At 73.6% G+C, this 13,785-nt stretch carries 10 protein-coding genes and 1 tRNA gene; 6 read left to right on the top strand and 5 right to left on the bottom strand.

From position 1 onward, the window contains the following. Positions 1 to 70 precede the first annotated feature (70 nt). Positions 71 to 1,975: a LuxR C-terminal-related transcriptional regulator gene (locus tag ACIRPX_RS08935; protein ID WP_404190380.1), complete on the bottom strand. Its 1,905-nt coding sequence runs from the start codon at positions 1,973 to 1,975 to the stop codon at positions 71 to 73. Between the two features lie 70 nt (positions 1,976 to 2,045). Here ACIRPX_RS08935 and ACIRPX_RS08930 point away from each other — a divergent pair, with 70 nt between their 5' ends. Next, a complete protein-coding gene (locus ACIRPX_RS08930) occupies positions 2,046 to 3,131 on the top strand; it encodes a M12 family metallopeptidase (protein WP_404190377.1) in 1,086 nt (361 codons plus the stop codon). A 213-nt stretch (positions 3,132 to 3,344) separates the two neighbouring features. Here ACIRPX_RS08930 and ACIRPX_RS08925 read toward each other — a convergent pair whose 3' ends face one another. Both ACIRPX_RS08925 and ACIRPX_RS08920 read right to left on the bottom strand, forming a co-directional pair. Further along, positions 3,345 to 4,784 carry an NAD-dependent succinate-semialdehyde dehydrogenase gene (locus ACIRPX_RS08925; RefSeq protein WP_404190374.1) on the bottom strand — a complete coding sequence of 480 codons (1,440 nt, stop codon included), beginning with the start codon at positions 4,782 to 4,784 and terminating at the stop codon, positions 3,345 to 3,347. Positions 4,785 to 4,860: 76 nt separating this feature from the next. Continuing rightward, positions 4,861 to 6,117, bottom strand: coding sequence for an aspartate aminotransferase family protein (locus tag ACIRPX_RS08920; RefSeq protein ID WP_404190371.1), 1,257 nt, complete (start codon positions 6,115 to 6,117; stop codon positions 4,861 to 4,863). A 223-nt stretch (positions 6,118 to 6,340) separates the two neighbouring features. Here ACIRPX_RS08920 and ACIRPX_RS08915 point away from each other — a divergent pair, with 223 nt between their 5' ends. From ACIRPX_RS08915 to ACIRPX_RS08895, 5 genes are all read left to right on the top strand, one after another. Continuing rightward, positions 6,341 to 7,993 carry a PucR family transcriptional regulator gene (locus ACIRPX_RS08915; protein ID WP_404190368.1) on the top strand — a complete coding sequence of 551 codons (1,653 nt, stop codon included), beginning with the start codon at positions 6,341 to 6,343 and terminating at the stop codon, positions 7,991 to 7,993. A 459-nt stretch (positions 7,994 to 8,452) separates the two neighbouring features. Next, positions 8,453 to 9,556, top strand: a complete 1,104-nt coding sequence (locus ACIRPX_RS08910) for an aliphatic sulfonate ABC transporter substrate-binding protein (RefSeq protein ID WP_404190366.1) — start codon at positions 8,453 to 8,455, stop codon at positions 9,554 to 9,556. A 31-nt stretch (positions 9,557 to 9,587) separates the two neighbouring features. Then, on the top strand, positions 9,588 to 10,394 hold the full coding sequence (locus ACIRPX_RS08905; RefSeq protein WP_404190363.1) for an ABC transporter ATP-binding protein: 807 nt from the start codon (positions 9,588 to 9,590) through the stop codon (positions 10,392 to 10,394). Continuing rightward, positions 10,381 to 11,262: an ABC transporter permease gene (locus ACIRPX_RS08900; RefSeq protein WP_404190361.1), complete on the top strand. Its 882-nt coding sequence runs from the start codon at positions 10,381 to 10,383 to the stop codon at positions 11,260 to 11,262. Before ACIRPX_RS08905 ends, ACIRPX_RS08900 begins: the two co-directional genes overlap by 14 nt. Positions 11,263 to 11,478: 216 nt before the next feature. Then, on the top strand, positions 11,479 to 11,934 hold the full coding sequence (locus tag ACIRPX_RS08895) for a hypothetical protein (RefSeq protein WP_404190359.1): 456 nt from the start codon (positions 11,479 to 11,481) through the stop codon (positions 11,932 to 11,934). A gap of 28 nt (positions 11,935 to 11,962) precedes the next feature. Here ACIRPX_RS08895 and ACIRPX_RS08890 read toward each other — a convergent pair. Together ACIRPX_RS08890 and ACIRPX_RS08885 are read right to left on the bottom strand one after the other, a co-directional pair. After that, a tRNA-Pro gene (locus ACIRPX_RS08890) sits at positions 11,963 to 12,039 on the bottom strand. A gap of 108 nt (positions 12,040 to 12,147) precedes the next feature. Then, a complete protein-coding gene (locus ACIRPX_RS08885) occupies positions 12,148 to 13,599 on the bottom strand; it encodes an MFS transporter (RefSeq protein ID WP_404190356.1) in 1,452 nt (483 codons plus the stop codon). Positions 13,600 to 13,785 lie beyond the last annotated feature (186 nt).

The following is a 13,785-nucleotide window of genomic DNA, read 5'->3' as shown; positions in this document are numbered from 1 at the left end:
ACGGCGCAAGGCGGCGGCCTGACCCCTCCCCCGAATACTGGGGGTCAGACCGCCGGTTCATGGGCGCGGCTCAGGCGGGCTGCTCCTCCGGCAGCTCGACGAGCCACGGCAGCGCGCCCCGGTCGCTCGCGCCGAGGCGGGCGTAGGCGCTGTAGAGGTGGTTGCCCACGGTGCGGATGGACAGCGTGAGCCGTTCCGCGATCTGGCGGTTGCTCAGGCCCGCGGCCGCGAGGGTGACGATCTGGCGCTGGCGTGCGGTCAGTTCACCGAGGACCAGGCCGGACAGGGCCGGGGTGCGGGCGCCCTGGCAGCGGCGGGCCAGCGCGACGGCACGCGTGCGTGAGGTGCGCGCGGCGTGCGGGTCGCGGTGCGCGCGGACGGCCTGCGCGTGCGCCTCGGCGGCGAACAGCTGGAACCCGCGCTCCTCCAGGGCCTCGGCCGCCCGGTCCAGGGCCGGCCCGTCCGCGCGGGCCAGCGCCTCGGCGTGCCGAGCGAACACGCCGCCGGCCGGGAGGCGTTCGGCGGCCTTCTCCGGCGCCCCGAGGCGGACGAGGTCGTAGAGCGCGTACGTGGTGTCCGTGCAGTCGCCGGCCGCGCCGTAGGTGCGCACCATGCCGTCGGTGACGTCGCCGATCGCGGCCAAGGCCGCGTCGGCGTCCCCGCGGGCCGCGGCCAGCCAGGCCGACGGCTCCCGAAGGTCCGGGCACTCCGCCAGGGTCTCCTCGGCCGTGTCCACGTCCCCCGACTGCGCGGCGGCCAGGGCGAGTTCGGTGCGGCAGGGCACGTCGTGCACGGCGCCCCGCAGCCCCTCCCCCGCCCAGGCCGCCGCTTCACGCAGCTCCCCCCGAAGCCGCGCGAACCGGGCGCGCACGGCGGCGTACCCCGCCGGTACCGTCGCGCCCTCCTGGGCCAGCCACTCCCCCACCGGCGTGGCCGCGGGTCGTACGTCCCCCCGCTCGATCCGCGCGGTCAGCGTGGCCGCCTCGGCCGCGAGTGCCGCCTCGCACTGGGCCGGCGTACGCGACAGCCGGGCCGCCCTGAGCCGGCCGGCCGCGGCGCGGAGCACCGGGCCGTGCAGCGGGTGCGCGAGGTGGACGGTGCCGTGGTCGTCGATGCGGATCAGGTCGGCGGCCTCGAGGTTCTCGAGGAGGTGCCGGTCGAGGCCGTCCAGGTGCTGCGGCAGGGGCTCGGCGAAGGCGAGTTGTTCGAGCGCGCCGCGCTCCGCCGGGTCGGCGTGCCCGAGCACCCGTGCGGCACGTTCGCGGACGGTCGCCGTGACCGGCACCGGGCCGCGCCAGGCCCAGGCGTCCGTGTCGGTGCCGCGGGTCACAAGGCCGTGCTCGCGCACCGTGTCCACCAGGTCGCGCAGCAGCCTCAGATCGCCCCGGCACAGGTGCTGGAGGCGGTTGAGGGTGAGCGGTTCCGGGCCGCCGCCGACGCCCGCGGCCAGCAGCTGCTCGGTGTCCTCGCGGGGCAGCGGCTCCAGGGCGAGGCGCGGAAGCAGCTCGCCGGTCCACAGCCGGGAGACCGCTCCGGGGCACGGCGCGCCGTCCGCGGCGACGGCGATCAGCCGGGTGCGGCCGTGCACGGCGAGCTGGTGCAGGAGGGCGGCGGAGGCGTCGTCCAGCAGGTGCGCGTCGTCGACCACCAGCAGGCGTACGCCCGACAGAAGGTGGACCGCCCGGTGCAGGGAGGCCGTCTCGGGCACCAGGTGGGCGAACGCGGCGAAGGGGATGTGACGGGTCTCGGGGGTCCCGGCCACGCGGACCCGCTCGCCGCCCCGCACCGCCTCGGTGACCAGCCGGGTCTTCCCGGAGCCTGCCGGGCCGGTCACCACGATGCCGTGGTGGCCCGCGGTCAGGGACCGGCGGATCAGCTCCAGCTCGTCCTCGCGTCCGGTGAACGGCCAGGGCAGTTCCAGGGTCTTCGCGTCGCGTTCGAAGGTCGTCACGGGAGTATGAGTGCGCGTACTCATTCCTGATACAGGGCGACTTGAGTAGACCTCGACTCAGGCGCCGGTGCCGCGCTCACGGCAGTCTGTCCGCATGACCGGACGCTACTGCTCCCTCGCGCAGCAGTCGGCCCCCGCCTTCACGCCGGGGCTGACCGCCGAGCGGCTCGGTGCGCTCATCGCCGGACGGGCGATGTGGGTCAACGGCACGGTCCTGCACTACTACTTCTTCGACGGCGCCGAGGACGGCTCGGTCATCCCCGTACCGGGTACGGGGCAGTCCCGCCGGGTGTCGTGGGTCGGCGCCGAGGAGCAGCGGGACGTGGTGCGCGCGTGCTTCCGGGAGTGGCAGGACCTCGGCACCGGGATCTCCTTCGTCGAGGTCGGCGACCGCTCCGAGGCCGAGCTGCGCATCGGCTTCCAGGTCGGTGACGGCTCCTGGTCGGCCGTGGGCAAGGACTGCCTGCAGGCCGGGCAGCAGGAGCGCACGATGAACTTCGGCTGGGACCTGACCGCGCCCGGGGAGCGCGGGACGGCCCTGCACGAGATCGGGCACGCGCTCGGCATGCTGCACGAGCACCAGAGCCCGTACGCCGGCATCCACTGGGACGACGAGGCGGTGTACGCCGACCTGGCGGGCCCGCCGAACTTCTGGAGCCGGGAGACCACGTTCTTCAACATTCTGCGCAAGCTGGACCCCGCCGAGGTCAACGGCTCGGTCTGGGACCCGCAGTCGATCATGGAGTATCCGTTCTCGGGCGGGCTGATCCTGGAGCCGGAGCAGTTCCGTGCGGGACTGAACCCGCCGGGCACGCTCTCACCCGCCGACAAGGAATTCGCGCTGCGCTGGTACCCGCCGGCCGATCTGCCGCGGCTGCCCGCTCTGGAGCCCTTCCGCTCCGTGCCGCTGCGCCTCGCGCCCGGTGAGCAGGCCGATTTCGTGATCGACCCGCCGGAGACCCGCGAGTACACCGTGGGCACCTTCGGCGCGAACGACTGCGTCCTGGTCCTCTTCGAGGAACGCGACGACGAGCCCCGCTACGTCGCGGGCCGCGACGACGGCGGGCAGCCGCACAACGCCACGATGAAGGCCCGGCTGGTCAAGGGCCGCCGCTACTACGTCCGTGTCCGTCTGTACTCCGCGTGGGGTCCGGGGGAGACAGCGGTCATGTGCTGGTGACAGCACGGACCGCCCCCCACGCGGTCGGCCGGCCCACAAGTCCGGCGCCGGGGGAGCGGTTGGAGGACGTCACCTTCGGGGGAGGGGGACGTCCTCCAACCCATGTCCGCGCACCCGTCCGGGACGCGACGCGTTCGACCGGCGCGGACGGCGGGCCCGTCGCGGACGGCGGGAGGCCGCGTTCACGGCCCGCCGGTTACCGGCCCGCGACGGTCAGCGCATCGGGACCGCCATGTACTGGTACTCCAGGAACTCCTCGATGCCGGCCCGGCCGCCCTCGCGCCCGAGCCCGGACTGCTTGACGCCTCCGAAGGGGGCCGCCGGGTTGGAGACCAGGCCCGTGTTGAGGCCGACCATGCCCACCTCCAGCCGCTCGCCGACGCGCAGGGCCCGGTCCAGGCCCTCGGTGAAGAGGTAGCCGACCAGTCCCCAGGGGGTGTCGTTGGCGCGGGCGACGACCTCGTCCTCCTCGTCGAAGGTGAGGATCGCCGCCACGGGTCCGAAGATCTCCGTGCCCATCAGACGGCTGCCGGGATCCACGTCCGTGAGCACGGTGGGCGGGTAGAAGCAGCCCGGTCCCTCGGGGGTACGGCCGCCGACGAGCACGCGGGCGCCGCGTTCCACCGCGTCGGCCACCAGCTCCTCGACCTTGGCACGGCCGGCCCGGTCGACGAGCGGACCGACGTCGACGCCGTCGCGCGTGCCGGGACCCACCACGAGCGCGTCCATCCGTGCCGCCAGCCGCCGGGCGAACTCCCCGGCCACGGACCGGTGGACGAAGAACCGGTTGGCCGCCGTGCAGGCCTCCCCCATGTTGCGCATCTTGGCGACCATCGCGCCGTCCACGGCCACGTCGAGGTCGGCGTCGTCGAAGACGATGAACGGCGCGTTGCCGCCCAGCTCCATGGAGGTCCGCACGACGTTCTCGGCGCACTGGGCCAGCAGCAGCCGGCCCACCGCTGTGGACCCGGTGAAGGACAGCTTGCGGATGCGCCCGCCGCGCAGCAGCGGTTCGCACACCTCTCCGGCCCGGGAGGTGGTGACGACGTTCAGCACGCCGTCCGGCAGCCCGGCCTCCTTGAGGATCGCGGCGAGCGCCAGGCCGGACAGGGGCGTCTGCGGGGCCGGCTTGAGCACCATGGTGCAGCCCGCCGCCACGGCGGGACCGATCTTGCGGGTGCCCATGGCAAGGGGGAAGTTCCACGGGGTGATGAGCAGGCAGGGGCCCACCGGGCGGCGGGTGAGCAGCATGCGGTTGCGGCCCTCGGGCAGGGTGCCGTAGCCGCCGTCGACACGCACCGCCTCCTCCGAGAACCAGCGGAGGAACTCGGCGGCGTAGGCGACTTCGCCGCGGGCCTCGGCCAAAGGCTTGCCCATCTCGGCGGTCATCAGGCGGGCCAGCTCGTCGGTGCGGTCGAGGATGATCTCGTGGGCGCGGCGCAGGATCTCGCTGCGGGCGCGCGGCGCCGTACGGGCCCACTCCTGCTGGGCGGCGACGGCCGCGTCCTCCGCGAGGCGGGCGTCCTTGGGGCCCGCGTCGGCGACATGCGCGAGGATCTCGCCGGTCGCGGGGTCGTCGACGGCCAGGGTGGCGCCGTCCACGGCGTCGACCCAGGCTCCGCCGATGAACAACTGCGTGGGTGTGTCGGTCATGGGGTGTCTCCTGGTGGCCGGAGCTGCGGTGGTCGGAACTGCGGTGGCCGGGGGCGGGCGTCCGTCGCCGGCCCGTCTACCCGGCCGTCCCGGCCGCCACCGCCTTCGCCCACGCCTGGAGTCCTTCGTCCACCGCGCCCTCGTCGACGACCAGCGCGGGGATCATCCGCACGACCTGGTTCCAGGCCCCGCACAGCAGCAGGAGCAGTCCCTCGTCGACGGCGGCCCGTTGCACGCGGGCGGCGGTGTCCGGGTCGGGGCCGCCGTCCTCGGTGACGAACTCGCTGGCCAGCATGAGGCCGAGGCCGCGTACGTCGCCGATGGCGGGCGTGCGGTCGGCGACGTCCTGGAGACCGGCGCGCAGGCGTGCGCCCATGGCGTCGGCGTTCTCCACGAGCTTCTCCTCGCGTACGACGTCGAGGGTGGCGCAGGCGGCCGCGCAGGCCACGGCGTTGGCGCCGTAGGTGCCGCCCTGCGAGCCCGGCCACGCCTTGCTCATCAGCTCCTCGGAGGCTGCGATGCCCGACAGGGGGAAGCCGCTGGCGAGGCCCTTGGCGGTGACGAGCACGTCGGGGGTGACGCCGAAGTGGTCGTGGCCCCAGAAGCGGCCGGTGCGGCCGACGCCGGTCTGCACCTCGTCCAGGATGAGCAGGAACCCGTGGCGGTCGGCCCGCTCGCGCAGGCCCTCCAGGAAGGCGCGGTTGGCGGGCACGTAGCCGCCCTCGCCGAGGACCGGTTCGACGACGACGGCGGCGGTGTCGGCGGGCGAGGAGATGGTCTGGAGGGTGTAGTCGAGTTCGGTCAGGGCGAAGCGGGTCGCGGTCTCCTCGTCCCAGCCGTAGCGGAACGCCGTGGGGAACGGGGTGACGACCACGCCGCCCATCAGCGGGGAGAAGCCGGAGCGGAAGCGGATGCCGGAGGTGGTCATGGAGGCGGCGGCGACGGTACGGCCGTGGAACCCGCCGTGGCAGACGAGCACGTTCGGGCGGCCGGTGGCCTGGCGGGCCAGCCGCAGGGCGGCCTCGACGGCCTCGCTGCCGGAGTTGGTGAAGAACAGGCTGTCCAGACCGGCCGGCAGCACCTCGCCGAGCTTGTCGACGAGCTGCCTCAGGGGCCGGTGCATGACGGTGGTGTACTGGCCGTGGATGAGCGTGCCGACCTGTTCCCGGGCCGCGGCCACGACCTTGGGGTGGCAGTGGCCGGTGCTGGTGACGCCGATGCCGGCGGTGAAGTCGAGGTAGCGGCGGCCGTCCTCGTCGTAGAGGTGGACGCCCTCGCCCCGGGCCGCCACGACGGGCGTGGCCTGGCGGAGGTGCGGCGACAGTGCGGTCATGGGGGGCCTCCTGGGCCGTACGGGGTACTCCGTTCCTTCGAGCGTCCCGGCCGCCGCGGACGACGACAACGCCTGAACTGTCCGGCGGCAGGACGGTGTTCGGACGTTGTGTCAGCCGCAGCGCCGCCCGGTCCGCCGATCCGGGCCGCCGGAACGCGGTTCCGGTCCCCCCTGTGCAGGTCAGCGCCGCTTGTCACAGTGTCCGGGCGGGCAGGTAGGCCCTATGCGCGAGAACGAGTCCCCCCTGCGCGAGACCACCGGCACGCCCACCGGCACGGCGAGCCGCCCGCTCACCGTCGCCGACGCGCTGGCCCTGCCGGTCCTCGCCGCCGGGCAGCCACAGGTCGTCACGGGGGTGGCCCACCTGGACCGGCCGGTGCGCTGGGTGCACATCACGGAGCTGACGGACCCGGCGTCCTTCCTCAAGGGCGGCGAACTCGTCCTGACCACCGGCATGCCCCTGCCCGAGGAGCCGGCGGGCGTGCGCCGGTACGTCGACGAGCTCGCCGAGGTCGGGGCCGCGGCCCTGGTCATCGAGCTGGTACGGCGCTACCACCGCCCGCCGCCCGCCCTCGTGGACGCCTGCCGGGCCCGCGGCCTGCCGCTGGTCACGCTCGCCGCGGACGTCAACTTCCTGGACGTGACCCAGGTCGTCCACGCGCTGCTCCTGGGCAACCAGGCGGACGCGATGCGCCGGACCCAGCGCATCCACGAGGCGTTCACCGCGCTCACCCTGCGCGGTGCGGGGCCCGAGGAGGTGGTGCGCGCGGCGGCGGAGATGAGCGGCCGGACCGTCGTCCTGGAGAACCTGGTGCACCAGGCGCTGATCTGCGAGCCCTCCGGCTGCACGGTGGAGGAGGCGCTCACCGGCTGGGAGCGGCGCTCGCGGGCCGTACCGCCCCGCGAGCGCACCGAGGTGGGCGGCCCCGAGGGCTGGCTGGTGGCACCGGTGGAGTACCAGGGCGAGCGCCGGGGGCGCGTGGTCATGCTCCCGGTCCACGCGGGTTCCGCCGCCTTCGGGCCCGAGGACGTCACCGTCCTGGAGCGGACGGCGATGGCCCTGACCATCGCCCGCCTCATCCACGCCACGCCCTGGGAGCGCACCGCCCACCGGGGCGCCCTGCGCGACCTGGCCGAACAGCGCCACCGCTCCCCCGCCGCCGCGCACGCCCGGTTCGCCGCGCTGGGCCTGCCCGTCGCGGAGTGCTCCTTCGTCGCCGTCCGGGTGGACCTGCGCACGGAGGCCGGCGACGCGGAGGCGGAGAGCCGGCTGACCGAGGATCTGCGGGCGGCCGGGGTGCCGGCGCTGGCCGGCGTCCTGGCGCCCGGCCGGCTCGGCGTGCTGCTCGGTCTGCGCGGTCCGGCCGGGCCGTGGCGGCCGGCGGCCGAGCGGCTCAGCCGCGCCGTGCTCGCCGTCGATCCGCAGGCGGTGGTCGGCGTCGGCTCCGAGGTGGCGGACCTCTCCGACGCCGCCCGCTCCTTCCGCGAGGCCGGGCGGGCGGCGGAGGCGGTGCCCCCCGGCACGCCGCCGCCCGAGGGCCGCTCCTTCCACGAGCTGTCCGACATCGGCCTGCGCCGCCTGCTGTTCGCGCTGCGCGAGGACGTCCGCGTCCAGGAGTACGCCGAGCGCCTGCTCGGCCCTCTGGTCGAGCACGACGCCCGGCACGGCACGGACCTCCTGACGACCCTGCGCCACTACCTCGACGCGGCCGGCAACAAGACCACCGCCGCCCGCCGCGGCGGGCTCTCCCGCGAAACGGTCTACCAGCGGCTGCGCGCCGTCGAGCGCCTGCTGGAGTGCGACCTGGAGTCGGGCGAGCGGCGCACCGAACTGCATGTGGCGCTGGCGGCACTTGATGTTCTGCGGACGGGCTGACCGGCGGTGCACCTCCGCGCCGCGTCTGCGGCCGGCGGCCTATACCGCGCGCCGCCGCCGGGACCGAGTCGCCTCCATCCCGTGATTCGAGAGATTTTCGTCCACCATATGGACAACCCTTGGGGTGGGCGCTCTTTTCTGGCACGATCCCTACTAGCCAGGTAGGAAAACTAGGAATCGGGGGGCGATGAGAACGCTCAAGCGCGCACAGCGGCCGCTCCCCCTCCTGACCTCGCGTCGCCACATCGACTTCGGCCACACCTCCAGCGCCATCTGTCGATCCGTCTGAAGGCCGTCCGCAGAACGTCCTTCGGCCCCCGCGGCACCACGCACCCTCCCGCCCGCCCGCCGATCCGTGACGGCACCGCCGTCACCGTAGGCCGGCGAGAAACACCGTGCGTCCCCCTCCCGCGCCATCGGCGTCTTCCTGCCCCGCCCGTTCCCCGAGAGGACACCTCCGTGTCTGCCGTACGACCGCTCAAGACCCTGCGCGCCCTCGCCGTCGTCACGGCGCTCCCCGTTCTGCTCACCGCCTGCGGCTACGGTTCGAAGGCCGTCGACGACCGGCGGAACGCGGTCGCGGCAGGCGCCAGGAAACTCTCCGCCGACGAGGTGAGGATCGGCTACTTCCCCAACCTCACGCACGCCACCGCGCTGGTGGGCGTCCAGCAGGGCCTGTTCCAGAAGGAGCTGGGCGGCACCAGGGTCAAGCCGTCGACCTTCAACGCGGGCCCCTCCGAGATCGAGGCGCTCAACGCCGGTTCCCTCGACATCGGCTGGATCGGCCCCTCCCCCGCCGTCAACGGCTACACCAGGTCGAACGGCAAGAACCTCAAGATCATCGGGGGTTCGGCGTCCGGCGGGGTCAAACTCGTCGTCGACCCGAAGAAGATCAGGTCCCTGGACGACCTGAAGGGCAAGAGGATCGCCACGCCGCAGCTCGGCAACACGCAGGACGTCGCGTTCCTCCACTGGATCGGGGAGAAGGGCTGGAAGGTCGACCCGCAGAGCGGCAAGGGCGACGTCTCCGTCGTCCGTACGGACAACAAGATCACCCCGGACGCCTACAGGGCCGGTTCGATCGACGGGGCCTGGGTGCCGGAGCCGACCGCGTCGAAACTGGTCGCCGAGGGCGGCAAGGTGCTGCTCGACGAGTCGGCGCTGTGGCCGGACAAGAAGTTCGTGATCACGAACATCGTCGTGTCGCAGACGTTCCTCGCGCGGCACCCGGACGTCGTCGAGGCCGTGCTGCGCGGTTCGGTGAGGACCAATCAGTGGATCAACGCCCACCCGGACAAGGCGAAGGCGTCCGCCGACGCGGCGCTGCAGAAGCTGTCGGGCAAGGCACTGCCGGCCGACGTCATCGACCCGGCATGGAGGTCGATCCGGTTCACCGACGACCCGCTGGCCTCGACGCTCGACACCGAGGCGGAGCACGCGGTGACGGCCGGCCTGCTGGACGAGCCCGACCTCAAGGGCATCTACGACCTCGCCCCGCTGAACAAGGTCCTCCGGGCCGCGGGCAGGCCCACGGTCGACGACGCCGGTCTCGGCGCACGGTAACGACCCACCGGACCGGACGAGTTCCCAGGAGATGACGACCATGGCCACAGCGATCGGCGAACCGGTCGAGAACGGTACGGCGGTGGCGCACGCCGCCCGCATCGAGCACGTCTCGAAATCCTTCCCCGCCCCGGGCGCGCCCGGCGGGCGGCAGCTGGTTCTGGACGACATCAGCATCGATGTCGCGCCGGGTGAGTTCGTCACCCTGCTGGGGGCCTCCGGCTGCGGCAAGTCCACGCTGCTGAACCTGGTGGCGGGCCTGGACCGGCCGAGCGCCGGGGGCATCACCACCGACGGGCGCCCGGCACTGATGTTCCAGGAGCACGCCCTGTTCCCCTGGCTGACGGCGGGCAAGAACATCGAACTCGCCCTGAGACTGCGCGGGGTGGCCAAGCCGGAACGCCGCGGCACGGCCGAGGAACTGCTGGAACTGGTCCGGCTGCGGGGCGCGTACGGCAAACGCGTCCATGAGCTGTCGGGCGGTATGCGCCAGCGCGTCGCGCTGGCCCGCGCCCTCGCCCAGGACAGCAGGCTGCTGCTGATGGACGAGCCGTTCGCGGCGCTGGACGCCATCACCCGGGACGTGCTGCACGACGAACTGACCCGCGTCTGGACCGAGACCGGCCTGTCCGTGCTGTTCGTGACGCACAACGTGCGCGAGGCGGTCCGCCTGGCCCAGCGCGTCGTCCTGCTGTCCTCCCGCCCCGGCCGGATCGCCCGTGAATGGACGATCGGCATCCCGCAGCCGCGCCGCATCGAGGACACCGCGGTCGCCGACCTGTCCGTCGAGATCACCGAAGAACTGCGCAGGGAGATCCGCCGCCATGGCCGACACTGACACGACCCCGGCCCAGGACGCCACCGGCGTCGAGGCGGGCCTCGACGCCCTCGAAACACCCTCCACCACCCGGACATCCCTGCGCGAGACCCTGACCCGCAAGGTCCTGCCGCCACTCACCGCCCTCGCCCTGGTCCTGGTGGTCTGGCAGTCGCTGGTGTGGAACGGGACCGTCCCCGCCTACAAACTGGCCTCGCCGGCCGAGGTCTGGGGCGAGCTGCGCACGGCCTGGCTGCAGGGCACCCTGCTCGACTACATCTGGACCAGCGTCTCGCGCGGGCTGCTCGGCTTCCTGCTGGCTCTCGTCATCGGCACGCCGCTCGGCCTGCTGGTCGCCCGGGTGCCGTTCGTCCGGGCGGCCGTCGGCCCGATCCTGTCCGGCCTGCAGTCGCTGCCGTCGGTGGCCTGGGTGCCGCCCGCCGTGATCTGGCTGGGCCTGAACGACTCGATGATGTACGCGGTGATCCTGCTCGGCGCCGTCCCCTCCATCGCCAACGGCCTCGTCGCGGGCATCGACCAGATCCCCCCGCTGTACCTGCGGGCCGGGCGGACGCTCGGCGCGACCGGGCTGCGCGGGGTCTGGCACGTCGTCATGCCGGGGGCGCTGCCCGGTTATCTGGCCGGGCTGAAGCAGGGCTGGGCGTTCGCCTGGCGGTCCCTGATGGCCGCCGAGATCATCGCCTCCTCGCCCGATCTGGGCGTCGGCCTCGGCCAGTTGCTGGAGAACGGGCGCACCAACAGCAGCATGTCCCAGGTGTTCCTGGCCATCTTCCTGATCCTGCTCGTCGGCATCGCCGTCGACCTGCTGATCTTCAGCCCGCTGGAGCGGTGGGTGCTGCGCGGCCGCGGGCTGCTGGTGACCCGCTGAGCCCGCGCCGTGCGCTCCTGTCACACTCGTGCGGTGACCGGCCCGGATGACATCGCCCGCGAGGCCCTGCTGCGGCGCGGCTTCGCCCTGGAGTAGGCGACCCTCGGCTGGAACGTCGCCGGCATCCTGATCCTCGCCCGGTCCGCGGTCTCGGCGAGGTCCGTCGCCCTCGCCGGCTTCGGCCTGGACCCCCTGATCGGGATCGGCGCCTCCGTCGTGGTGATCTGGGAGCTGTCGGGAACGGGCGAGGACCGCCGGCGCCGCGCACTGCGCCTGATCGGTACCGGCTTCGCGCTGCTCGCCCTCCACCTGCTGGTGCAGTCCACCTGGGTGCTGGCCGCCGCGTTCCACCCCCGGCACTCACCGCGGGGCATCGGCCGGACCGCGGGCACCGCCGTGGTGATGTTCGCCCTGGCCCGCGGCAAGACCGGCACCGGTGCGGCTCTGGGCAACCCCGTGCCGGCCACCGAGGGCCGGGTCACCCTGATCGACGGGCTGCCGGCCACCGCCGTACTGCCCGGTCTCGTCCTGCACGCCGCGGCCGGCTGGTGGTGGGCGGATCCGGCGGCCGGTTACGTCCTGGTCCTCTACGCGGCTCGTGAGGTGAGGGAGATGTTCGGTGCCGACAGGGCGGCTCACCGGCGCACGAAGAAGCCGCCCTCCCACGGATGAGAGAGCGGCCGACGACCTGCCTCGAAGCTGGTCGGGACGACAGGATTTGAACCTGCGACCCCTTGACCCCCAGTCAAGTGCGCTACCAAGCTGCGCCACGTCCCGGTGCGTCTCGCGGTGAACCGCGTGATCGCGCACGTCAACCTTACCGTACGGGCAGCGGTGTTCGCGTCGGCCCGGCGCCCGCGCGAGGGGCCGGGCCGACGCCGTGCGTCAGCCGCGAACGGCGGGCGCGGCCGCCTGCGGCCCCCTGGCCGCCGGGGCGTCCGTGGAGCTCGCCGCGGCGGCGAGACGGCCGGGGCGGGCCGCCGGGACGAGCAGCGCCACGAGGGCCGCGCCCAGGCAGAGGACGGCCAGCAGGGCGAACCCGTGCGTGTAGCCGGAGGCGTAGGGCAGGCCCGAGGGCTGGAGGTGGCCGGTGACCAGCACGCTGGTCACCGCGGCGCCGATGGAGCCGCCGATGGTGCGGATGTTGGCGTTCATGCCGGTCGCGGCGCCGGTCTGGGAGGCCGGGACGCTGCCCACGATCAGGTTGGCCATCGAGGCGAAGGCCAGTCCGATGCCGAGGCCGAACACGCCGGATACCAGGGCGACTTGCCACTGCCGGTCGTGCCAGGCGGCGAGCATGCCCAGGGCCAGGGCACCGAGCGCGGCACCGGCCGTCAGCAGGGCCTTGGCGCCCACGACCGGCTCCAGGCGGCCGCTGAGGATGCCGGAGAAGAACATGGTCACCAGCATGGGCAGCATCAGCAGGCCGGAGGCCGTGACAGTGGCACCGAAGCCGTATCCCGCGGAGCCGGGCGTCTGCACGAAGCCGGGCAGGAAGGACCACAGCGCGTACATGCCCGCGCCGAACAGCAGCGCCACGGTGTTGGTGGTCCACACGGCGGGCAGCCGCATGACGCGCAGGTCGATCAGCGGGGTGCGGGAGCGGGCCTCGGCCAGCAGCCAGGCGGCGAACAGCACCGCCGCCGCGGCGAACAGGCCGATCGCCTTGGCCGAACCCCAGCCCCAGGTGCCCGCCTGGCTGAGCGGCAGCAGCAGCGCGACCAGCCAGGCCGACAGCAGGCCCGCGCCCAGCCAGCTGACGCCGCCCTCGGCCCGGGTGGGCGACTCGGGGACGTAGCGCATCGCGATCAGGACGGTGGCCGCGACGACGGCGACCGGGATCCAGAAGAGCCAGCGGTAGTCGAGCGCGGAGACGATCGGCCCGGCGGTGACGATGCCGACGCCGCCGCCCGCGGCGATCACGGCGGACAGGTTGCTGATGTTGCCGCTGACCCGCGAGGCGTCGAACTCGTCACGGATGATCCCGAAGGAGAGCGGGAAGAGCGCACCGCCGACGCCCTGGACGACGCGGGCGACGATCAGTACGCCGATGGTCGGGGCGAGCGCGGCGATCAGGCAGCCGAGCAGCACGACGAGCAGGACGGCGACGAGCGTGCGCTTCTTGCCGATCAGGTCGCCGACGCGGCCGAGGATCGGGGTGAAGACCGAGGCGGACAGCAGGTAGGCCGTCATCACCCAGGTCGCGGTGGACTGCGAGGTGTGCAGCGCGTGCTGGACCGTCGGCAGGGCCGGCGCTATCAGCGACTGCAGCATGGCGAACACACCGGCGCCGGTCGCGAGGACGGCGAAGGTGAGACGGGTGGACTTGCGGGGCATGGAAGTGCCTCTCCGAACGAACGGGGTGCGGCCGAGGTCCTCGGGCACGGTCGTACGGGCCCGCGGCGCCTGCTGGGCACCTGGGGGCACGCCGACGGCCGCGGTGAGCGGTCGCGGAAAGGTGGGGATGTGCCGGGTGCGGCCGCACGGATCCGCGGCGATCGCACTCGCACTGGTAAAGTGGAG

Origin of the sequence: Streptomyces sp. NPDC101225, from assembly GCF_044767585.1 — a bacterium.
Taxonomy (GTDB): Bacteria; Actinomycetota; Actinomycetes; order Streptomycetales; family Streptomycetaceae; genus Streptomyces.
The sequence above is the reverse complement of the archived record's forward strand: the minus strand, read 5'-3'. Positions and strand labels throughout refer to the sequence as shown.

Bases quoted from the DNA above. Each gene is read 5' to 3' on its own strand.
- ACIRPX_RS08925 (WP_404190374.1), bottom strand. From the start codon at position 4,784: ATGACCGACACACCCACGCAGTTGTTCATCGGCGGAGCCTGGGTCGAC.
- ACIRPX_RS08920 (WP_404190371.1), bottom strand. From the start codon at position 6,117: ATGACCGCACTGTCGCCGCACCTCCGCCAGGCCACGCCCGTCGTGGCG.
- ACIRPX_RS08900 (WP_404190361.1), top strand. From the start codon at position 10,381: ATGGCCGACACTGACACGACCCCGGCCCAGGACGCCACCGGCGTCGAG.
- ACIRPX_RS08930 (WP_404190377.1), top strand. From the start codon at position 2,046: ATGACCGGACGCTACTGCTCCCTCGCGCAGCAGTCGGCCCCCGCCTTC.
- ACIRPX_RS08915 (WP_404190368.1), top strand. From the start codon at position 6,341: ATGCGCGAGAACGAGTCCCCCCTGCGCGAGACCACCGGCACGCCCACC.
- ACIRPX_RS08905 (WP_404190363.1), top strand. From the start codon at position 9,588: ATGACGACCATGGCCACAGCGATCGGCGAACCGGTCGAGAACGGTACG.
- ACIRPX_RS08935 (WP_404190380.1), bottom strand. From the start codon at position 1,975: ATGAGTACGCGCACTCATACTCCCGTGACGACCTTCGAACGCGACGCG.
- ACIRPX_RS08885 (WP_404190356.1), bottom strand. From the start codon at position 13,599: ATGCCCCGCAAGTCCACCCGTCTCACCTTCGCCGTCCTCGCGACCGGC.